Source organism: Microbacterium proteolyticum (assembly GCF_030818075.1).
Lineage (GTDB): Bacteria > Actinomycetota > Actinomycetes > Actinomycetales > Microbacteriaceae > Microbacterium > Microbacterium proteolyticum_A.
In genome coordinates this window covers 1,870,408-1,891,349 of record NZ_JAUSZZ010000001.1, presented here as the reverse complement: position 1 = coordinate 1,891,349, position 20,942 = coordinate 1,870,408, and the positions used below count along the sequence as shown (strand labels likewise).

Annotated in this window: 16 protein-coding genes and 1 other RNA gene; 4 read left to right on the top strand and 13 right to left on the bottom strand. The window is 70.5% G+C overall.

Annotated elements, in window-relative coordinates; genetic code table 11:
* Positions 1–54 precede the first annotated feature (54 nt).
* From QE392_RS08755 to QE392_RS08715, 9 genes are all read right to left on the bottom strand, one after another.
* The gene (locus QE392_RS08755; RefSeq protein ID WP_307450744.1) at positions 55–2,595 is read right to left on the bottom strand and encodes a glycoside hydrolase family 65 protein; all 2,541 of its coding nucleotides are present in this window, start codon (positions 2,593–2,595) and stop codon (positions 55–57) included.
* 121 nt (positions 2,596–2,716) lie between these two features.
* On the bottom strand, positions 2,717–3,451 hold the full coding sequence (locus QE392_RS08750) for an HAD family hydrolase (RefSeq protein WP_307450742.1): 735 nt from the start codon (positions 3,449–3,451) through the stop codon (positions 2,717–2,719).
* A 132-nt stretch (positions 3,452–3,583) separates the two neighbouring features.
* Positions 3,584–4,834, bottom strand: a complete 1,251-nt coding sequence (locus QE392_RS08745) for an acetate/propionate family kinase (protein WP_307450740.1) — start codon at positions 4,832–4,834, stop codon at positions 3,584–3,586.
* A complete protein-coding gene (gene pta, locus QE392_RS08740) occupies positions 4,831–6,990 on the bottom strand; it encodes a phosphate acetyltransferase (RefSeq protein WP_307450738.1) in 2,160 nt (719 codons plus the stop codon). The genes QE392_RS08745 and pta overlap by 4 nt, the downstream gene beginning before the upstream one ends.
* Positions 6,991–7,311: 321 nt before the next feature.
* Positions 7,312–8,250 carry a carbohydrate kinase family protein gene (locus tag QE392_RS08735; RefSeq protein ID WP_307450736.1) on the bottom strand — a complete coding sequence of 313 codons (939 nt, stop codon included), beginning with the start codon at positions 8,248–8,250 and terminating at the stop codon, positions 7,312–7,314.
* Entirely contained in the window at positions 8,247–8,546 is a 300-nt protein-coding gene (locus QE392_RS08730; RefSeq protein ID WP_307450734.1) for a putative quinol monooxygenase, read from the bottom strand. Before QE392_RS08730 ends, QE392_RS08735 begins: the two co-directional genes overlap by 4 nt.
* Complete coding sequence (locus tag QE392_RS08725; protein WP_307450732.1) at positions 8,543–9,322, bottom strand: ATP-binding cassette domain-containing protein; 780 nt, start codon at positions 9,320–9,322, stop codon at positions 8,543–8,545. The genes QE392_RS08730 and QE392_RS08725 overlap by 4 nt, the downstream gene beginning before the upstream one ends.
* On the bottom strand, positions 9,319–10,365 hold the full coding sequence (locus QE392_RS08720) for an ABC transporter permease (RefSeq protein WP_307450729.1): 1,047 nt from the start codon (positions 10,363–10,365) through the stop codon (positions 9,319–9,321). The genes QE392_RS08725 and QE392_RS08720 overlap by 4 nt, the downstream gene beginning before the upstream one ends.
* Before the next feature lie 62 nt (positions 10,366–10,427).
* Positions 10,428–11,540 carry a substrate-binding domain-containing protein gene (locus QE392_RS08715; RefSeq protein WP_307450727.1) on the bottom strand — a complete coding sequence of 371 codons (1,113 nt, stop codon included), beginning with the start codon at positions 11,538–11,540 and terminating at the stop codon, positions 10,428–10,430.
* A 123-nt stretch (positions 11,541–11,663) separates the two neighbouring features.
* Here QE392_RS08715 and QE392_RS08710 point away from each other — a divergent pair, with 123 nt between their 5' ends.
* On the top strand, positions 11,664–12,710 hold the full coding sequence (locus QE392_RS08710) for a LacI family DNA-binding transcriptional regulator (protein ID WP_307450725.1): 1,047 nt from the start codon (positions 11,664–11,666) through the stop codon (positions 12,708–12,710).
* Positions 12,711–12,884: 174 nt separating this feature from the next.
* Here the strand turns inward: QE392_RS08710 and ffs are convergent.
* The 3 genes from ffs to QE392_RS08695 form a co-directional block, all read right to left on the bottom strand.
* Positions 12,885–12,981, bottom strand: an RNA gene (gene ffs, locus QE392_RS08705) — signal recognition particle sRNA small type.
* A gap of 52 nt (positions 12,982–13,033) precedes the next feature.
* Positions 13,034–13,690 (bottom strand): helix-turn-helix domain-containing protein, encoded by a 657-nt coding sequence (locus QE392_RS08700; RefSeq protein ID WP_307450722.1) that lies wholly within the window; start codon positions 13,688–13,690, stop codon positions 13,034–13,036.
* Between the two features lie 40 nt (positions 13,691–13,730).
* Positions 13,731–15,230, bottom strand: coding sequence for an APC family permease (locus QE392_RS08695; RefSeq protein WP_307450720.1), 1,500 nt, complete (start codon positions 15,228–15,230; stop codon positions 13,731–13,733).
* A gap of 200 nt (positions 15,231–15,430) precedes the next feature.
* Between QE392_RS08695 and QE392_RS08690 the strand changes: the two genes are divergently transcribed.
* The 3 genes from QE392_RS08690 to QE392_RS08680 all read left to right on the top strand — a co-directional run bounded on the left by QE392_RS08690 (position 15,431) and on the right by QE392_RS08680 (position 19,542).
* Entirely contained in the window at positions 15,431–16,906 is a 1,476-nt protein-coding gene (locus QE392_RS08690) for an APC family permease (protein ID WP_307450717.1), read from the top strand.
* 136 nt (positions 16,907–17,042) lie between these two features.
* Positions 17,043–19,043 carry a primary-amine oxidase gene (locus tag QE392_RS08685; protein WP_307450714.1) on the top strand — a complete coding sequence of 667 codons (2,001 nt, stop codon included), beginning with the start codon at positions 17,043–17,045 and terminating at the stop codon, positions 19,041–19,043.
* 4 nt (positions 19,044–19,047) lie between these two features.
* On the top strand, positions 19,048–19,542 hold the full coding sequence (locus QE392_RS08680; RefSeq protein WP_307450712.1) for a hypothetical protein: 495 nt from the start codon (positions 19,048–19,050) through the stop codon (positions 19,540–19,542).
* A gap of 75 nt (positions 19,543–19,617) precedes the next feature.
* Here the strand turns inward: QE392_RS08680 and QE392_RS08675 are convergent, their stop codons facing one another.
* Positions 19,618–20,877 carry an IS30 family transposase gene (locus QE392_RS08675; RefSeq protein ID WP_444875307.1) on the bottom strand — a complete coding sequence of 420 codons (1,260 nt, stop codon included), beginning with the start codon at positions 20,875–20,877 and terminating at the stop codon, positions 19,618–19,620.
* Between the last annotated feature and the right edge of the window lie 65 nt (positions 20,878–20,942).

Sequence of the window (20,942 nt, the reverse complement as noted above, 5' to 3'; positions counted from 1 at the left end):
TCCGGACAGCACGAACGCGGCGACCCCCACCGGGAGTCGCCGCGTCCGCGTCGCTCAGAAGCCGCCGTCGAGTCCGACCTTGATGGGCTCGTCGTCCTCCTCGCCGACGACGGGGATCGCCGCCGTGACGATGGGCACCGACACCGACAGCAGCGTGCCGTCCTCGCGCACCGATCCTTCGAGCTGGCGGATGGAGGGGCGCCCCGGACGCACCGGACCCTGGCCGTGCAGCACCACGCGCACCGTCTCGCCCGGCGCGACGCTGTAGTCCACGCCGCGCACGGCGAAGGCCACCGTCGCGCCCTCTCCCCCCGCCCGCAGCGTGAGGGCGTGGGCGGTGAGGGTGACGTCGAGACGGGTGCCGTGCCAGTGCAGCACGTACGACAGCTCGGGCCAGTCGGCGGGCAGGCGCGGGTCGAACGTCAGCAGCCCGAAGTGGTCGCGCATACCGCCGAAGCCGTTCACGAGCGCCGTCCACACGCCCCCGGCCGACGCGACGTGCACCCCGTCGGCGGCGTTGTGGTGCAGATCGCCCAGGTCGACGAACGCGGCCTGACGGAAGTACTCCAGCGCCAGGTCCTGGTAGCCGACCTCGGCGGCGAGGATCGACTGCACGACCGCGGACAGCGTCGAATCGCCGGTGGTCAGCGGGTCGTAGTACTCGAAGTCGGCGAGCTTCTCGGCATCCGTGAAGTGATTGCCCTGGAGGAACAGCGCAAGCACCACGTCGGCCTGCTTCAGCACCTGGTACCGGTAGATCACCAGCGGGTGGAAGTGCAGCAGGAGGGGACGCTGGTCGGGCGGGGTGTTCTCGAGGTCCCAGATCTCGCGCTCGAGGAAGACGGCGTCCTGGGGATGGATGCCGAGGGCCTCACTGAACGGGATGTGCATCGCCTCGGCGGCTTTGTCCCACCGCTCGGGTTCGGAGGGGTCGAGGTTCATCCGCTCGGCCATCTTGGCGTACGCGTCGGGATCGGTGTCGGCGAGGTCGCGGACCGTGCGCGCGGCGAAGCGGAGGTTGAAGCGGGCCATGACGTTGGTGAACAGGTTGTCGTTGACGACCGTGGTGTACTCGTCGGGACCGGTGACGCCGTGGATGTGGAACGAGTCGTGCTCGCCGTCGGAGGCTTCGTCGCTGGAGCGCCAGAACCCCAGCGTCGACCACAGCCGTGCCGTGTCGACGGCGATGTCGACGCCCTCGCGCGCGAGGAACTCCTCGTCGCCGGTGGCGCGGACGTACTTCGCCAGTGCGAAGGCGACGTCGGCGTTGATGTGGTACTGCGCGGTGCCGGCGGCGTAGTAGGCCGAGGCCTCCTCGCCGTTGATCGTGCGCCAGGGGAACAGCGCCCCGGCCTCGTTCAGCTGGTGGGCGCGCTTGCGCGCGGCCGGGAGCATGAGGTAGCGCATGCGCAGCGCGTTGCGCGCCCAGACGGGCGACGTGTAGGCCAGGAACGGCAGGACGTACACCTCGGTGTCCCAGAAGTAGTGGCCGCTGTAGCCCGAGCCGGTCACGCCCTTGGCGGGAACGCCCTGACCGTCCGCGCGGGCCGCGGCCTGCGCGAGCTGGAACAGGCACCAGCGGGTGGCCTGCTGCAGATCGCCGTGTCCGCCGATGCGCACGTCGGAGCGGTCCCAGAAGTCGGCGTACCAGGAGATCTGCTGCGCGAAGAGCGCGTCGATGCCCGTCTCGACGGCGCGATCGAGCGTGCGACGGCACCGGTCGAGCAGTTCACCCGTCGGCACGCCGCGCGACGTGTGGTAGCTCACGAGCTTGGTGATCGTGGTGGGGACGCCGGCGCGGGCGCGCACGCGGTAGACGTTCTTGGCGATGTCGGGCTCGACGAGCTGGCGCGAGGTGTACTCGTTCGCCGTGTCGACGAGGTGGTCGGCGATCACCGCGAGGGTCATCTTCGACTCGCTGACCTCGTAGCTCAGGGCCGAGCGGTTGCCGTCCTGCCAGTACTCGCGCGGCTGCAGCACGCGGTCGCTGAGCTTCTCGGTCTTCCGCGGGTCGAATCCGGCCTGCTTGGATGCCATCGGCGAGCCGCCGTAGATGCCCTCGCCGTCCTGCCGGTTCAGCAACTGGCTGCTCACGGTCACGGGCGCGTCGGCGTCGAGCACGGTGACGGTGAGACGGAGGACCGCGAGATGCTTCTCGTCGAACGAGACGAAGCGCTCGTCCTCGATGCGCACGTGCTTGCCCGAGGGGGTCACCCACAGGAGGTTCCGGCGCAGGATGCCCTGGCGCATGTCGAGCACGCGCTCGTACTCGCGGACGTCGGCGACGTCGAGCGAGAGGGGCTCGTCGTCGACGTAGACGCGCATGACCTTGGCATCCGGAGCATTGATGATCGTCTGGCCGACCTCGGCGAAGCCGTAGGCCTGCTCGGCGTGCCGGATCGGGAACGTCTCGTGGAAGCCGTTGATGTACGTGCCCTGCTCGAGGGCGAACCGACCCTCGATCGAGTTGCCGCGCAGGCCCAGGTAGCCGTTGCCGAGGGCGAAGAGGGTCTCGGTGACCCCCACGTCGTCGAGCGAGAACTGGGTCTCGACGAGGCGCCACTCGTCGATGGGGAAACGATCGCGATCGATCATCGGGAATGCCTTCCGGTGGCGAGGGACGGGTCGACGCGCGACCGGTGTCGGGTGGAGCCGCGCGCGGGTGGAACTCGAGGGTGCCGCGGGTGCGGCGCAGTCGTCGTCCGAAGCCGACGGCTCAGTCTACGAACGCCGAGAGGTCGTCCACGACCACGGTGGCGCCGGCGGCGCGCAGGTCGTCGGCGCCCACTCCTCGATCGACACCGACGACCACCGCGTAGCCGGCGGCGGCGGCGGAGCGCACGCCGCTGAGGGCGTCTTCGACGGCCGCCGATCGAGCGGGGTCGACGCCGAGCATCCGAGCGGCCTCGGCGAACACGTCGGGAGCGGGCTTGGAGGCCAGGTGGTCGCGCTCGGCGACGACGCCGTCCATGACGACCGGGAACCGGTCGCGGATGCCGGCGGCCTCCAGCACCTCGACCGCGTTCTTCGAACTCGACACGACGGCGATCGGCGTTCCGGCCGCCTCGAGCACGTCGAGCAGGGCGAGGGAACCGGGATAGGGCTGAATGCCCTCGCTGCGCAGGATGCGCGAGAACACCTCGTTCTTGCGGTTGCCGACGCCGCAGACGGTGTCTTCGGACGGGTCGTCGGAGGGGTCGCCCCAGGGCACCTCGACGTCGCGGCTGCGCAGCAGGCTCGCCACGCCGTCGTACCGCTTCTTGCCGTCGACGTACTCGAAGTAGTCGCGATCGCTATAGGCCGGCGCGATCTGCCACGCCGCGAACAGCTCGTCGAACATCTCTTTCCACGCGCGCATGTGCACCTCGGCGGTGGGCGTGAGCACCCCGTCGAGGTCGAAGAGCACGCCGTCGAACGTGGTCAGGTCGGGCAGATCGGCGGTCTCGGTCACGGGTCGGCTCCTGATCGCGCGGTGGGTCGTGGCGGCGCTCGCGCGCCGTGATCTCAGAGTAATGGTGGGCCCGTGGGGGAACCGGTTCCGGCATCGCGCCGCCCCACACGGTGAGGCGAGGCGGGCGCGCCCTCAGGTCGCGACCGACAGGGTCTGCCGGGCGATCTCGAGCTCCTCGTCGGTCGGGACGACGAGGACGGTCACGCGCGATGCGTCGGAGGAGATGCGACGGATGCCGCGCTCGCGCCGCGCGTTGCGCTCGGGGTCGATCTCGACGCCCGCGAAACCGAGCGTGGCCAGGGCCTCTTCCCGGACACGGATGGAGTTCTCGCCCACCCCGGCCGTGAAGGAGATGACGTCGACCCCGTCGAGCTGTGCCAGATAGGCGCCGGCGTACGCGCGGAGGCGGTGGATGTAGACGTCGAAAGCCAATTGCGCGGCCGGGTCGCCGGCATCCCGCCGCTCGCCGATGTCGCGCATGTCGCTGACACCGGCGAGGCCCTTGAGCCCCGAGCGCTTGTTGAGCAGCGTGTCGAGGTCGGCGATCGACATGTCGGCGCGGCGCGCGAGATGGAAGAGCACGGCCGGGTCGAGATCACCCGAGCGCGTGCCCATGACGAGGCCCTCGAGCGGGGTCAACCCCATCGAGGTGTCGACCGAGCGGCCGCCCTCGATGGCCGCGACGGACGCACCGTTGCCGAGGTGGAAGACGATCTGCTTGAGCTCGCCGAGCGGGCGGCCGACGAAGGCCGCAGCGGCCTCGCTGACGAACTTGTGGCTCGTGCCGTGGAAGCCGTAACGCCGGATGCGGTGCGCCTCGGCGAGCTCCCGGTCGATGGCGTACGTGTAGGCCTCGGGCGCCAGCGACTGATGGAAGGCGGTGTCGAAGACGGCGACGTGCGGGACGCCGGGGAAGGCCTTCTTCGCCGCGACGATGCCCGCCAGGTTCGCGGGATTGTGAAGGGGGGCGAGCACCGACAGCTCGTCGATGTTGATCTCGACCAGCGGCGTGACGACGGTCGGCTCGAAGAACCGCGCTCCGCCGTGCACCACCCGGTGGCCGACGGCGACGGGAGCCCGTTCCTCGAGCGAGGGTCCGTGCGCGGCGAAGGCCTCGAGCATGACGGCGAAACCCGCGGTGTGGTCGGGGATCTCCCGCTCGATCGTGTACGTGGCATCCGTCACCGTCGGCGCCGGAGCGTCGGAGGCGGCGAGGGCGGCAGCCTTCACCGTGTGCGTCGCCGTTCCCCCGGTCCCTGAGCCTGTCGAAGGGTCGCCGATGCGCTCGACCAGACCGGAGGCGAGCACCTGCTCGCGGTCCATGTCGAGCAGCTGGTACTTGAAGGAGGAGGATCCGCTGTTGACGACCAGCACCACGCTCATTTGTCGCTCCCCTGGGCTTGGATCGCGGTGATCGCGATGGTGTTGACGATGTCGTCGACCAGGGCGCCGCGCGACAGGTCGTTGATCGGCTTGTTCAGCCCCTGCAGCACCGGTCCGATCGCGACGGCTCCGGCGGAGCGCTGCACCGCCTTGTAGGTGTTGTTGCCCGTGTTGAGGTCGGGGAAGACGAACACGGTGGCGCGTCCCGCGACCTGCGATCCGGGCATCTTGGCGCGCGCCACCGCCGCGTCGGCGGCGGCGTCGTACTGGATCGGGCCCTCCACGAGCAGCTCCGGCGCGCGCTCGCGCACCAGCGCCGTGGCGGTGCGTACCTTCTCGACGTCGGCACCCGTGCCGGACTCGCCGGTCGAGTACGACAGCATGGCCACGCGCGGCGCGATGCCGAACTGCTCGGCCGTCGCGGCCGACGAGACCGCGATGTCGGCGAGCTGCTCGCTGGTGGGGTCGGGGATCACCGCGCAGTCGCCGTAGACGAGGACGCGATCGGCGAGGGCCATGAGGAACACGCTCGAGACGACCGAGACGCCGGGCGCGGTCTTGATGATCTCGAAGGCCGGACGGATGGTGTGGGCGGTGGTGTGGGCCGCGCCCGACACCATGCCGTCGGCCAGACCCAGGTGCACCATGAGCGTGCCGAAGTACGACACGTCGGTGACGGTGTCGGCGGCCTGGGCGTGCGTGACGCCCTTGTGCGCACGGAGCCGGGCGTACTCGGTGGCGAACTTCTCGACGTGGACGGCGTCGAAGGGGCTGAGCACCTCGGCATCGCGGATGTCGATGCCGAGCTCGATCGCGCGCCCGCGCACCTCGATCGGCTCGCCGAGGATGGTGAGGTCGGCGATGCCGCGCGAGAGCACCGTGGCCGCTGCCCGCAGAACGCGGTCGTCGTTGCCCTCCGGCAGGACGATACGGCGCTTGTCGCTGCGCGCGCGGTCGACCAGGCCGTACTCGAACATCAGCGGGGTCACGACGCTCGGGCGGGCGACGCCCAGCTCGCGCGTGAGGAGCTCGGTATCGACGTGGCGCTCGAACAGGGCGAGCGCGGTGTCGTAGCGGTGCTGGGAGTCGGCGGCGAGGCGGCCGCGCGTGCTCATGATGCGCACGGCGGTGTCGTAGGTGCCGAGGTCGGTGGCGATGATCGGCAGCGGCGACCCGAGGCCGTCGATCAGCCGCACGATCGCGTCGGGCAGCTCGAAGCCGCCGTTGAGCACGATCCCCGCCAGCGACGGGAAGGTGCCGGATGCGTTGGCGAGCAGTGCGGCCAGCAGCACCTCGGAGCGGTCGGCGGGGATGACGACGACCGCGGACTCCTTCAGCCGCGGCAGCACGTTGACCATCGACATGCCCGCCACGACGACGCCCAGCACCTCGCGGGTGAGCAGCGCCGGGTCACCCTTGATGAGTTCCCCCTCGACCGAGCGGAGGACGCCGCGCATCGACGGGGCGATGAGGAACCGGTCTTCGGGCAGCGCCCAGACGGGCACGCTCCGGCGCTCGGCGGATCCGCCGACGACCGCGGTGTCGACCACCGCGGTGTCGACGACGTGGCGGACGGATGCCACGACCTCGTCGAGCCGATCGGAATCGGCGCGGTTGGCGATGACGGCGAAGAGCGCGGCGCGCTCGTGCTGCAGCTCGGAGATCGCGAGGGAGGCGATCTGCCCGACCTCTTGCGGAGTACGGGGCACCGACAGGCCGAGCGTCTCGCTGTGGCCCTGCTGCGCGCGTCCGCCGAGCACTAGCAGCACCGGCGCACCGAGGTTGGCGGCGATGCGGGCGTTGTACGCGAGTTCGGCGGGGCTGCCGACGTCGGTGTAGTCGCTGCCGATGATGACGACGGCGTCGCACTGCGCCTCGATGGCCTTGTAGCGCTCGACGATGCGGGCCAGGGCCGCGTCGGCGTCGTCGCGCACGTCGTCGTAGGTGACGCCCACGCAGTCGTCGTAGGAGAGATCGACGCTGTCGTGGTCGAGCAGCATCTCGAGCACGTAGTCGCGCTCGGCCGTGGAGCGCGCGATCGGGCGGAACACCCCCGCCCGCGGTGTGACGCGACTGAGCGCGTCGAGCACGCCCAGTGCCACGGAGGACTTTCCCGAATGACCTTCGGCCGACGTGATGTAGATGCTCTGCGTCACCCGATCAGCCTATTGCGGACCCCGGACATCGCACCGGCGTTGCTTCGAGGTCGAGTCAACGCAAGCGCCGCGTCTGGTCCCACCACTATGACTGTCGCGACGGCTCCGCCCGCACCCACCGTCCCCGACCGGGGTCGGACGGGCCTGCACCGGACCGGCCGCGACCTCGACCGCGACCCGCGTGTGCACGTGACATGCGTCGACCTCCTCGCCGCCGGACTGCACGTCCTGCGGGCGACGCGGCATCCCTCGATGAACGAGCGACGTGGTTCCGCCCGGCGCGACGACGCTTTCGGGTCGGGAGCGTCGCGCCGGGCGGGGTCAGGGAGCGACGAGGTTCTGCCGCTGCAGGACCGCGTCGAGTTCGGCGATGGTCGGCGGTGCGGCCCCCGCACGGCTGACCGTGAGGCCGGCCGCGGTCGCCGCGAAGCGCCCCACCTCGGCGAGATCGGATTCGTCGAAGGCCCCGGTCGCCGCTCCCGCGACACCGACGCCGCGGACGAGGGCCGCGATGATGCCCGACATGTACGAGTCGCCGGCCCCGATCGTGTCGACGACCTCCACCGGGAAGGACGGCACCGGGAGCTCGACGGCGGGTGTGTGGATCGTGCTGCCCTGGCCGCCGCGCGTGACGACGACCAGCCCGGCCCCCCGTGCGAGCAGACGCTCAGGCGCGGACGCGGGGTCGTCGGGGTAGAGCCACTCGGCGTCCTCGTCGCTGAGCTTCACGACGTTCGCCCGGGCGGCGTAGCGCTCGACGAGGGCGCGCGTGCGCTCGGACGAGGCCAGCAGGGCGGGGCGCACGTTGGGATCGAAGGTGACCAGCACGTCGGCCGGCAGGCTCTCGATCAGCTCGACCACGCGGTGCGCTCCGGGCTCGCGCAGTGCGCCCACCGATCCGACGTGGACGATGGCGTACCCGTCGGCGCGCGGCGGGGCGTCGAAGCGCCACTCCAGATCGAAGACGTAGGACGCGGAGCCGTCGGGTCGGATCCGGGCGCGGGCCGTGGAGGTCGGCCACGCGCCCGCCGCCGTCTGGATGGGCGTCACGCCGTCGCGGGACAGGCGGTCGGCGATGCGGGCGCCGGCGTCATCGGCTCCGAACTCGGTGCCGAAGTCGACGGTCATGCCGAGTCGCGCGAGACCGACGGCGACGTTCAGCGGGCTCCCTCCGACGTACGACCGTGAGTCCCCGTCGCCCTCGACGATGTCGATGAGGGATTCGCCGACGACGAGGACCGCCCCGGTGACGCCGCTCACGGCGTCACCGGGTCCAGCCATGTGAGCGTCGAGCCGCCCCCCGCGACGAGCGGGGCGATCGCCTCGTTGAACGCGGCGCAGTGCGGTGTCGCCAGGTGCGCCTGGAAGGCCGCCTCGTCGACGTACTGCTCGTACACGAAGAAGCGGTCGCGGTCCTCGCTCACGCGGTGCGCATCGAAGCGGAGGTTGCCCGACTCCCCCGACACATCGCTTCCGTACCCCGCGACCAACGCGGCGAGCGCGTCTGCGTGCCCGGGCTGCGCCCGGAACTCCGCGTACAGGTACTTCGCGCTCACAGCGTCTGCGCGCCCGTCATGATGGCGACGGCCTCGCTCATGGTGTGCGACTGCGGGGTGATCGTGCCGGCCCGCTTGCCCAGACGCTGGATGTGGATGCGGTCGGCCACCTCGAACACGTGCGGCATGTTGTGACTGATCAGGATGACGGGAACGCCGTTGTCGCGCAGGCGCTTGATGAGCTCGAGCACCTGATTCGACTCGCGCACGCCGAGGGCGGCGGTCGGCTCGTCGAGGACGACGACCTTCGAGCCGAAGGCGGCGGCGCGCGCCACCGCGACGGCCTGTCGCTGGCCGCCGGAGAGGTTCTCGATGGCGACCGTGACGTCCTGCAGGGTCGAGATGCCCAGACGCGTGAGCTCGGCACGGGCGTTCTTGCGCATGGTCTTGGTGTCGAGCATGCGGAAGACCGTTCCGAGCGGGCCGGGGCGGCGGATCTCACGACCGAGGTACATGTTGGCCGCCACATCGAGCGCGGGCGAGACCGCGAGCGATTGGTAGACCGTCTCGATCCCGGCATCCCGCGCGTCCTGGGGCCGGCGGAACTGCACGGGCTTGCCGTCGAGGCTCAGCTCGCCCCCGTCGGGGATCTCCGCCCCCGTGAGGCACTTGATGAGCGTGGTCTTGCCCGCACCGTTGTCGCCGATGATGGCGAGCACCTCGCCGGGGTACAGGTCGAGGCTGACGCCGTCGAGCCCGACGACGTGTCCGTAGGTCTTGACGAGGCGCTTGGCCGAGAGGACGGGCGTGCGCGTGTCGGTTGCTGCGGCGTTCACTTGCGAACCTTCCGAATCCACTGGTCGATCGAGACGGCGACGATCACGAGGATGCCGACGGCGAGGGTCTGGTAGAGCACGTCGAGACCCGCGAGCGCGAGGCCGTTGCGGAACACGCCGACGATGAGCGCACCGAGGAGGGTGCCCCAGACGTTGCCGCGCCCACCGAAGAGGCTGATCCCGCCGATCACGACGGCGGTGATCGCGTTGAGGTTGGCGTCGACGGCGGCGTTGGGGCTGGAGCCGAAGTCACGGCCGATCTGGATCCAGGCGGCGACGGCCACGATGGCGCCCGCCGTGAGGTACACGCTGAGCAGGACGCGGTTGACCCGGATGCCGCTGAGTCGGGCCGCCTCTTTGTCGTCGCCGACGGCGTAGACGTGGCGTCCCCAGGCGGTGCGGCCGAGCGCGTACGAGACGACGGCGTAGACCACGATCATCAGGAACACGCCGAAGGTGACGTCGACGCCGATGTGGAACGTGGTGCCCGTGAAGGTGAGGATCTCGGGCAGGTCCCTGCCCTGCACGGTCGCACCGTTGGAGAGCAGCAGCAGGACGGCGGTGAAGATGCTGAGCGTGCCCAGCGTCACGATGAACGGGGGCAGGTTCAGCCGGGTCACCAGGATGCCATTGATCAGCCCGGTCAGGACCCCGGCGATCAGACCGATCACGAGGGCGAGGGGTCCCGGGACGCCGAGACCGGCGGCGGCGTTGCCCATCACGACCGAGCTGAGGATCATGGCCGCCCCGACCGACAGGTCGATGCCCGCGGTGAGGATGACGAGGGTTTGCGCGACGCCGAGGGTGCCGATGACGGCGACCTGCTGCGTGATGAGCGAGAGGTTGGCCGGCGCGAGGAATCGCGGATTGATGATGCCGAAGACGATGACGGCGACGACGAGGACGATGGCCGGGCTGATCGCCGGGTAGCGGTAGAGGATGTTGCGCACGCGCTGCATGGGCGTCTGGCGGGCGATGAACTCGTCAGCGAGGTGCAGCGCGGATGTCGGCGGAGAGGTCTGGGGGGTCGGCGTTTGTGACATGAGGGTCTTCCCGATCGCAGGTGAGAGGTCGGGGGCGCGCCTCGCGGCGCGCCCCCGTGGGATCACTCGCCCCAGCAGGTGCTGGCGGCGTCGGCGGACGTGAGGCTTTCCAGACCCGTCTGCGGCTGGTCGGTGACGAGCTGCTGGCCGGTGCTGAAGAAGTCGAGGCCGTCCGTGGGCTGCGGGGCCTCGCCGCCGCGGGCGATCTCGGCGATGGCCTCCATGCCGAGCGACGCCATCTTCGACGGGTACTGCTGGGCGGTGGCGCCGATGATGCCGTCCTTGACGTATCCGACACCGGTGCAGCCGCCGTCGACCGAGACGATGATGACGTCCTTCTCCTTGCCCGCGGCCTTCAGCGCCTGGTAGGCGCCGTAGGCGGCGGGCTCGTTGATCGTGTAGACGACGTTGATGTTCGGGTCCTTCGACAGCAGCGTCTCCATCGCCGAGCGCCCGCCGTCTTCCGCACCCTGCGTGGCCTGATGACCGGCGATCGTGTAGGAGCCGCCCTTGCCGCCGGTGTAGCTGCCCGAGGGCGCCTCCGACCCGTTCTTGCTGGGGTCGGGCACGTCGATGCCCATGCCCTTCAAGAAGCCCTGGTCACGCGCGGTGTCGACGGTGACGATCTGATCGCTGAAGAGATCGAGCATCGCGATGTTGGCATCCTTGCCGTCGAGCTTGGAGGCGGTCCACTGGCCGATGAGCTCGCCCGCGGCGAAGTTGTCGGTGGCGAAGGTGATGTCGACGGAGTCGGCCGGGTCGGGCACGGTGTCGAGGGCGATGACGTACAGACCGGCGTTGCGCGCCTTCTCGATCTCGTTGATGACCGCGGGCCCGTTGGGCGTGATGAGGATGCCCTTGTCGCCGCGCGAGATGGCGTTCTCGATGGCCTGGATCTGGCTGTCGGTGTCGCCGTCCTTCTTGCCCGCGGCGAGAGTGAGCTTGACGTTGGTGGCCTTCTCGGCATCCGCCTGAGCCGCATCCTCCATCGAGACGAAGAAGGGGTTGCTGGTGGTCTTGACGATGAGGGTGACGCCGACCTGCTCGTCGGCGCCGGCGGGTTCGGCGCTGGTCGCGGAACCCGCGGGCGAGGAGCACCCGGAGAGCGAGAGTGCGGCGACGGCGGCGAGACCGACGGCGGCGAGAAGGGCGCGGGACTTCGAATGCAGCGGCATTGGTGTGATCCTTCGTGGTTTGAGACTGCTCTGTCGAAACCGAACTGACAACGGTGTCAGTGACAGGTGTACCGCAGTCACAGATAAGGTGCAACCATTAATTGATCCAGCGAGTGCGGGGCGATGACACCGTTATCAGGCAGACCCGATGCCCGCGGGGGCTCAGTCACGATCCGCGACGTCGCGCATCACGCCGGCGTCGGGATCAAGACGGTCTCCCGCGTCATCAACAACGAGCCCAACGTGGCGAAGGCGACGGCCGCGCGCATCCGCGCGTCCATCGAGGAACTCCGGTGGGAGCCCGACGCGCACGCCGCGAACCTCCGGCGCACGATGACGCGCACGAAGTCGCTGGGCCTGCTGCTGGGAAATGTCGCGAACCCGTTCTCGGCGACCATCCATCGCGCCGTCGAGGATCTCGCGATCCACCGCGACGTGGCGGTGTTCGCCTCGAGCCTCGACGACGACCCGGACCGCGAGGTCGCCGCGGTCGGCGCCTTCGTGCGCCGCAAGGTCGACGGTCTGATCCTCACGTGCATCGCCGGCAGCCAGGGCTATCTGCGAGAGATGGTGCCCGCGACCATGCCGGTGGTCTTCATCGACCGCGAGCCCGCCGACCTCGACGCCGACCTCGTCCACGCCGACAACGTCGGCGGAACCGCGCTCGCCACGCGTCACGTGCTCGGCTACGGGCATCGCACCATCGCCCTCCTTCTGGACCGGCACGACATCTGGACCGCCCGGGAGCGCGAGCGCGGCTTCCGCGAAGCGATCGCGGAATTCGGTCTGCCGGAGTCGGCGACGGTCGTCGTCCGCGATCTCACCGATCAGGCCGCAGCGGAGCGGGCCGTGCTGGAACTCATGGCATTGCCGGCCCCTCCGACGGCCATCGTCAGCGGGCAGAACCTCATCACGATCGGGGCCGTGCACGCCCTGCGCCGACTGGGACGGCACCACGACGTCGCCCTCATCGGGTTCGACGACGTCGACTTGGCCGACCTGATGGAGCCGGGCATCAGCGTGATCGCCCAGCGCCCGCAGGAGATCGGCATCCGCGCCGCCGAGATGCTCTTCGAGACGCTCGACGGGGTCGCCCGGATGTCACCGCGCCGTGTCGTCGTGCCCGTCGACCTGATCCCACGCGGCTCCGGCGAGATCCGTCCCCGCTGATCCCAGCGCGGAGAGGGCGGTTCGAGGGCGCGAGCACGGCGAACGCGGTGTCGACGGGCGTGTCGGCGGACGCACGCACGGGGGCGGATCACGCGTGTGGAGGGAGTGGCGACGATCGCGTCGCCCGACCGGCTGCACACGGCACGGGCTGATGCAGAACACCGCCGGGGCAAAGAAAAAGACCCTCCGCGCACCCGGTAGAGCCTGGTTACCCTTGCTACGTTTCCGTCCTGGGGGAGTTGGCCTGGATGCCGCCACGCGGAGAGCCGTGTACAGCTTACCCGAAGCCGTGGCCCGTCTTCCTCCGTGGCCGGAGCGGGCTCTCAGACCACGAGCGGACCCAGCTCGCGGGCCGTCGGACCCAGCGCCGAAAGCACCGCTTCCGGCTCATCGATGCGGTGGCGCGGGCCGGAGAAGCCCACCGCCCCCGCGAGCACGCCCGCGCCGTCGCGCAGCGGGATGGCCAGGCACCCGGCGGTGGGGGTGACCTCACCGCTCTGACGGGTCGCCCCCCAGCGGGCGAGGTCGTCGCGGGCGGTGTCGACCGCGGGCCCGTGCGCGTGGCCGTCGTCGGCGAGCATGAGGCGACCCAGCGCATACCGCTCGGGTTCGCGTGCCAGGCGGGCGTGGTCGGAGAGGGGGAAGTCGGGGTCGGCGTCGAGGACGACGACGCGCCCCTCCACGAAGAGCACGACGTGCACTCCCCCGCGCACCCGCCGACGCGCGTCGGCGACCACGGCCCGCGCCGCCGACGACAGTCGCGCCGGCGGGGCGGCCACCGCAGCGAGCTGGGCGACCTTCGCGCCGAGCGCGAAGCCCGACAGATCGGGGGTGCGCACGAGGTATTCGTCCTCGACGAGCAGGTTCAGCAGGCGATACGTCGTGGCGCGAGGCAGGCCCAGTTCCGCCGAGAGGCGCTGCGCCGTCACACCGGCCCCGAGGTGCGCGACGGCCTCGAGCACCGACAACGCCGAATGCACGGCACCCGGCTGTCGTGCGGTCAGCGCGGGTCCCCCGCCCTCACCCATCGTGCGGGGGCCTCGGCGAGGGGACGCCCCCGAGCACCTGGGCCGCGATCGGCTCGTCGTACGCGCCGATCGAGCCGGGACCGTGCCGGCGGCGGAGCACGATCACGACTCCCACGAGCACGACGGCGAGAGCCCCGACCACGGCCAGACTGCTCCCGCCGCTCGCGGTGTCGTCGATGAAGAACGCCACCAGCGCCGCGGTCAGGGCGGCGGCCGCGAGCGCGGAGACGACCGTGGGGCCGAGCGTCGATTCGCCGATGCGATGCAGGAAGACGGGCGCCGCGACGCAGACGAGGATGTACGCGACGATGTATCCGGCTGCTCCGACCGACAGCGTCACGTGCATCGCGTCACGCATATCGGCACCGCCGCCGATCAGCAGCACGGGGATGACGGCGATCACCGGGAGCGCGACCGCGACGGCTGTGGCGGGCGTCCCGAAGCGCGGGTGCGTCCGGCCGATGCGCGCGGGCAGCACCCCGTCGCGGCTCAGCGCGAACAGCACGCGTACGAGCGCGGTCGTCGACCCGATGGCGCACGCCACGAACGACGCGGCGATGCCCACATCGGCGACGACGGCCCACCCGCCCAGACCGTGAGCGGTGGCGAGATCGTTCACGGGTGACGCGCTCGCGGCGAGGTCGGCGCCGAGCGCGTCGAAGCCCGCCACCTGGGTGACGGCCGCCAGCACGTACAGCGCCCCCGAGATGATCACTGTGCCGGTGATCGCGCGGGGGACGTTGCGCAGCGGCGACACGGCTTCGACCCCCAGGGTGGTCGCCGACTCGAAGCCGACGAACGCCGTCACCGCGATCACCGCGCCGGCGGCCATGGCGAGGATCTCACCACCGGTCGTGGGGACGGCGAAGACGACCTGGATGTCGATCGGTCCGACGTGCACGAGCAGCACGGTGAGCAGCACCACGATCAGCGCGACCGAGAGCGCCTCGACGACGAGCGCGACCCGTGCCGACACGTGGATGCCGCGCACGAGCACGAACGCGACGATCGCCGTTTGTACGAAGATGGCCCCGGCGGCCGCGAGCGGGCGATTCAGGCCCGGCCAGAGCCCGGCGAGGAGGTACGTCGCGTAGTAGGCGCCGCCGACCAGCGCGAACATCGCCACGGCGGCGTAGCCGGTGACGATCGCGGCGCCCGCTCCCAGACCCGCGCGTGTGCCGAGACCCCGAGCGGCGTAGGTGTAGACGCCCCCCGCCGCGGCGAAACGCCGCGCGAACTGGGCGACGGTTCGCGCGACCGCGAGGCTGAGCACCGCCGCCGCGACGATCGCCGCCACGGTCATGCCGGGGGCGACGCCGGCCACCAGCAGCACCACGGTGGTGGCCGCCGCCGCGGGGGCGACCGCCGCCACCGACTGTGCGGCGAGGTCGACGATGCCGATGCGACGGCGTTCCAGCCCGTGCAGCGGGGAGCGTTCGCCGAACCCGGCGACGGGGGTGGGCCGCGCGATGGCGCGGGAGAGTGCGGTCATGTCGTCTCCGTGGGATCAGCCGACGGTACGCCGCGGGGGTTGCCCCGTCGAGACACCCGTGTTTCCAACGCGTGTCGCCGAATGAGACGGCGCCGGGCCCGCGTCTCACTCACGGCATCCGCACCTTCACACCGGCTCAACGACGCGGCAACGCGCCGGGAGGAACCTCGGTGGCACACCCGAACCCGTAAGGAACCGACATGACCCAGCTCGAATCGAAGGGGGTGGCGGCGTCGGCGAAGCGGACGCTGCAGGGCTCCCTCGGTGTCACGGCGATCGTCTTCATGGTCGTCGCCGCCGCCTCGCCCCTCACCGTCGTCGGGGGTGCCGCGCCCCTCGGCATCCTGATCGGCAACGGCGCGGGCTTCCCGACGCTGTACGCGATCAGCGCCGTCATCCTGCTGCTGTTCGCGGTGGGCCTGGCAGCGATGACGCGGCACGTCCCCCGCCCCGGCGCGTTCTTCACCTACATCGGCTACGGCCTCGGACGCCCCTCGGGCCTGGCCGCGGCCTGGACGGCGATGCTGACCTACACGACCATCCAGGTGTCGGTGTACGGCTACATCGGCTACCTGCTCGAGATCACCGTCGTCTCCCTCGGCGGACCCGACCTCGCGTGGTGGCTGTACGCATTCGCGGTCGTCGGGCTCGTCGGCATCCTGGGCTACCGCCACATCGACCTCTCGAGCAAGGTGCTCGGCGTGCTGCTGGTGGCCGAGGTCGCGATCGTGCTCGCGCTCGTCGCCGCGGTCGTCTTCAACGGCGGCCCCGAGGGCCTGAGCGCCGCGCCCTTCGAACCGGCGAACGTGCTCAGCGGCTCCCCCGGCGTCGGTCTCATGTTCGCGATCGCGGCGTTCATCGGCTTCGAGGCCACCGCCATCTTCCGCGACGAGGCCCGCGACCCCGACCGGACGATCCCCCGCGCGACCTACGGCGCCGTGATCGGCATCGGCGTCTTCTACACCCTCGCCTCGTGGGGCCTCGTGATGGCGTGGGGCCCGAACGGCGTGCTCGCGGCCGCCGCCGAAGACCCCGGCACGCTGATGCTCCGCACGGTCGCGATCTACCTCGGCACCGCGGGCGAGATCATCGTCAACGTCCTGCTGCTCACGTCGATGTTCGCGTGCGTGCTGTCGTTCCACAACGTGCTCACCCGTTACCAGCACGCGATGGCGGGCGCGGGTGTGCTGCCCGACCGCGTGGCCGGCGTCCACGCGAAGCACCTCTCGCCGCACGTGTCGTCGATCGTGCAGACGGTCACCGCCGCGGCGCTCACGGTGATCTTCGCGGTGCTGAACCTCGACCCGCTGCTGCAGGTGTTCACCTGGTTCGCCGGCGTCGCGACCCTCGCCATCGCGATCCTCATGGCCGCGACCTCGGTCGCCGTGATCGTGTACTTCGCCCGCACCCGGGCCGACCGCCGCGTGTGGAACACGATCGTCGCCCCTGCCCTCGGCTTCGTGGGGCTCGCGGTGTCGGCCGTGATCATCGTCGTGTACTTCCCGATCATGGTCGGCGACGTCGACGCCGACGGTGCGCCGACCTTCGGTGCCGTCACCTGGTTCCTGCTGGCCCTGGTCGCGGTGTTCCCCCTGCTCGGCTACGCCCAGGCCGCGTGGATCCGCCGTCGCCGCCCCGCCGCCTACGCCAAGCTCACCGACACCATCGCGGGCTGATCCCGGATGCCGCGGCCTCGGCGCCGCGGCCTCGGCGCCGCGGCCCGCGCCACGGTTCGCCGCCGTGACCACGCGCCCGCGCCGCGGCATCCGTCCCCTTCTTCTCGTCCCACCCGTTCCACCTGAGAGAGACACCATGACGCTCACCGACCCGACCTCGACCGCCTTCGTCGCCCCCGCGGCGCCCGCCCACCCCCTGGCATCCCTCTCCCCCGAAGAGATCACCGCCGTGCACGCCATCGTGGCCGGGCTCGACGGCATCGACGAGGCCACCCGCTTCGCCTACGTCGGCCTCGACGAAGCGCCGAAGGGCGAGGTGCTCGCCTGGGAGCGCGGCGAGACCGCCCTCCCCGAGCGTCGCGCGCGGGTGCAGCTGCTGAACCTGCGCACCGCCCACTCGCTCGATCTCGTCGTCTCGCTCGCGACCGGAGAGGTGCTGCGCTCCACCGAGCTCGACGGCTCCGACGGGCAGCTGCCGATCCTCGACGCCGAGTTCGAGGAGGTCGGGATCATCGCGAACGAGAGCGCCGAGTGGGTCGCGGCCCTCGCCGCGCGCGGACTCACCACCACCGACGTCGTGCTCGTGCCGCTCTCGGCCGGCCACTACGGCTACGAGAACGAGGTGGGCCGCCGGGTGCTGCGCACCTTCGCGTTCCGGCAGGACCACCCCGCCGACCACCCGTGGGCGCACCCCGTCGACGGCCTCACCGCCTACATCGACGTCGCCGCCCGCACGATCATCGAGATCGTCGACACCCCTGGGTTCGCCGTGCCCGAGACGCACGGCAACTTCGACGACCCCGAGCTGCAGGGCCCGCCGCTGGAGGGCCTGAAGCCCATCGTCATCACCCAGCCCGAGGGCTCGAGCTTCACCGTCGACGGCGAGCACGTCACGTGGGGCGAATGGGACCTGCGCATCGGTTTCGACACCCGTGAGGGCCTGATCCTGCGCCAGCTGTCGTTCGCCGAACGGCCCGTGATGTACCGCGGCTCGATCAGCGAAATGGTCGTGCCCTACGCCGACCCCGCCCCCAACCGCTTCTGGCAGAACTACTTCGACACCGGCGAGTACCTCTTCGGCCGCTACACGAACGAGCTCGAGCTCGGCTGCGACTGCGTCGGCGACATCACCTACGTCGACGCCGTGCTGTCGGACGAGAACGGGATGCCGCGCACCGTCCGCAACGCGGTCTGCATGCACGAGGAGGACTTCGGCACCCTCTGGAAGCACACCGACATCTTCACGGGATCCAGCGAGGTCCGTCGCTCGCGGCGCCTCGTCATCTCGTTCTTCACCACGGTCGGCAACTACGACTACGGCTTCTACTGGTACCTCTACCTCGACGGCACCATCGAGTGCGAGGCGAAGCTGACCGGCATCCTGTTCACCTCCGCGTACCCGGGTGAGGACTACCCCTTCGCTTCCGAGGTCGCCCCGGGGCTCGGCGCGCCGTACCACCAGCACCTGTTCTCGGCACGCTTGGACATGACCGTCGACGGGGTCGCCAACGTCGTCAACGAGATCGACGCCGTGCGCGTGCCGATCTCCGAGACCAACCCGGCCGGCAACGCCTTCACCAAGAAAGTGACGCCGATCACGTCCGAGAAGGTGTCGGGCCGCGTCGCCGACGGTGCGCTCAACCGCGTGTGGCAGATCGCCTCGACCGAGAAGACGACCGAGCGCGGACAGGCGACCTCGTACGTGCTCTTTCCGACCGAGACGCCCGTGCTGCTCGCCGACGACGCCTCCTCGATCGCCTCGCGTGCCGCCTTCGCCACGAAGAACCTCTTCGTCACGAAGTACGACCCCGACGAGCGCTACGCCGCGGGCGACTTCGTCAACCAGCACCCCGGTGGTGCCGGCATCCCGGCCTTCATCGCGGGCGACGAGCCGCTCGTGGGCGAAGACGTCGTCCTCTGGCACACCTTCGGCCTCACGCACTTCCCGCGCAACGAGGACTGGCCGGTCATGCCGATGGACTACGCGAAGTTCACGCTCAAGCCGTACAACTTCTTCGAGCGCAACCCCGTGCTGAACGTGCCCGCGCCGGCGTCGGCGCACTGCGCGCCCGCAGCGCCCGAGCATGGCCACGGCCCCCACGCGGGCGAAGCGCCGGCATCCAGCTGCCACTGCTGAGGCGATGAGCGAGATCCTCCACGCCTGGGCGGTCGCCCCCGCCGCCGTCGGTGCCTGTTGCCTGGCCGCCGACCGCGCGCGGGTGCGGCCGCCCGAGGTCGCGGCCTCCGTGCTGATGCTCGTTGCGATGCTGGATGCCGCGGTGTTCGGGGTGGTCGCACCGGTGGCGTGGACCGCGCTGTTGGTGGCGGCCGCCCTGGGACTGGCGGTGTGGCGCCGGCCACGCCAGCGCCGCGCGCCGAACGTGCCCGCGCTCATGACACTGCACACGACGCTCGGCATGGTGGTGATGGCCGCGCTGCAGATCGGGATGGGCGCGCACGGAGGCTCCCCCGGCCACTCCCACGGGGTGGCTCTGGCTCCGTTCCTCCTCGCGATCGCGGTCGGCTACGCGGGTCTGTCCGTCGTGGTCGCGAAACGGATGCCGGCGCGGCTGGACCGCGCGCAGATCGCCGCGATGGCGGTGTCGGTGGGCCTCATGGCGATCGCCGCCGTGTGACGGCGCGGGAGCCCGCGCGCGACGAGTGACGAGCGGAGGACGAGAGGCGAGCGGAGGACCGATTCGCCGGCGGTTTCAGGCGGTCAGTGCAACACCGTTGTCTGGTGGGGTTGAGAGTAGTCGTTCAAGGGCTTCGGTGGGGGTGGCCCAGTCGAGGGTCATGCGGGGGCGGTCGTTGAGTTGGGTGGCGACGTAGTCGAGGTAGTCGGCGGTGTAGCCGGAGAGGTCGGTGCCTTTGGGGAAGTATTGCCGGAGCAGGCCGTTTGTGTTCTCGTTCGTTCCGCGCTGCCAGGGTGAGTGCGGGTCGCAGAAGAAGACCCCGTCGCGCAGGTCGGCTTCGACGGTGATCCTGGCGTGGGCGGACAGCTCCTTGCCTTGGTCCCAGGTGATGGATCGTCGCAGCAGGTCGGGCAGTCGCCGCATTTGTTGGATCATCTGATCGGCGACAGTCTCGGCGTCTCGGCGGGCGGGCAAGTGCAGCAAGATCACGAACCGGGTGGCGCGTTCGACCAGGGTTCCAATCTGTGACAGACCGTCCTTGCCGATGATGAGGTCCCCTTCCCAGTGGCCGGGGACGGCGCGATCTTCTGCTTCGGCGGGACGGTCGGAGATCATCACCATCCCGGGGATCTTTCCTGGCCCGGCCGCTGCGGCCGCTTGACGTTGGGTTCGGGCGCGGGGCTTGCGGGTGGTGCGGCCTGAGCGCAGCGCCCGTGTGAGCTCGTTGCGTAACTCACCGCGACCCTGCACGAACAGGGACCGGTAGATCGCCTCGTGCGAGATGCGCATGCTCTCATCATCCGGGAAGTCCACCCGCAGGCGTCGGCTGATCTGCTGCGGGGAGTGTCCCAGCCTCAACCGCCGCTGCACCTCGACCCGCAGCGAGAGCTGCGAAGCGAGCTTGGATGGCTTAGGGCGCGATAGGCGCCGATCCGCGCGGCCCTGCGCGGTCGAGGGTGAGTAGAACACCGACTGGGTGGGCGGGCGCATCGTGCGTTTCGCCCGGTAGCGCGGCAGATTGCCGCGATTGCGACGCAACTCCCGCAGCACCGTCGAGGGATGCCGGCCAAGGCCCCGAGCGATCTGACGGATCGATTCGCCCCGCGCCACTCCAACAGCGATCTGCTCACGCTCGAGAAGGGTCAGAAACCGACCCGAGGGATCAGACAACGACAACGGTGACATACCGCCAGCATCCCGAAACCATCTCTCCGCACCCTGCCGCGACGCGCCCGCCGCCCCCGCCGCATCCGCCGTCGACAATCCCGCCGCGATACCTCGCCAAAACTCCCGCTTCACACTCCGCAACACACTGAACACCGCCCACCCCCTCAATCAGGGTGTTGCACTGACCACTTGAGTGCGCCGCCGCATTCGTCCTCCGCTCGCCCCCGGCCCTC

Excerpts from the sequence above, each read along its gene's own strand:
- QE392_RS08755 (WP_307450744.1), bottom strand. The coding sequence starts at position 2,595 with ATGATCGATCGCGATCGTTTCCCCATCGACGAGTGGCGCCTCGTCGAG.
- QE392_RS08745 (WP_307450740.1), bottom strand. The coding sequence starts at position 4,834 with ATGAGCGTGGTGCTGGTCGTCAACAGCGGATCCTCCTCCTTCAAGTAC.
- QE392_RS08720 (WP_307450729.1), bottom strand. The coding sequence starts at position 10,365 with ATGTCACAAACGCCGACCCCCCAGACCTCTCCGCCGACATCCGCGCTG.
- QE392_RS08715 (WP_307450727.1), bottom strand. The coding sequence starts at position 11,540 with ATGCCGCTGCATTCGAAGTCCCGCGCCCTTCTCGCCGCCGTCGGTCTC.
- QE392_RS08710 (WP_307450725.1), top strand. The coding sequence starts at position 11,664 with ATGACACCGTTATCAGGCAGACCCGATGCCCGCGGGGGCTCAGTCACG.
- QE392_RS08695 (WP_307450720.1), bottom strand. The coding sequence starts at position 15,230 with ATGACCGCACTCTCCCGCGCCATCGCGCGGCCCACCCCCGTCGCCGGG.
- QE392_RS08690 (WP_307450717.1), top strand. The coding sequence starts at position 15,431 with ATGACCCAGCTCGAATCGAAGGGGGTGGCGGCGTCGGCGAAGCGGACG.
- QE392_RS08685 (WP_307450714.1), top strand. The coding sequence starts at position 17,043 with ATGACGCTCACCGACCCGACCTCGACCGCCTTCGTCGCCCCCGCGGCG.
- QE392_RS08680 (WP_307450712.1), top strand. The coding sequence starts at position 19,048 with ATGAGCGAGATCCTCCACGCCTGGGCGGTCGCCCCCGCCGCCGTCGGT.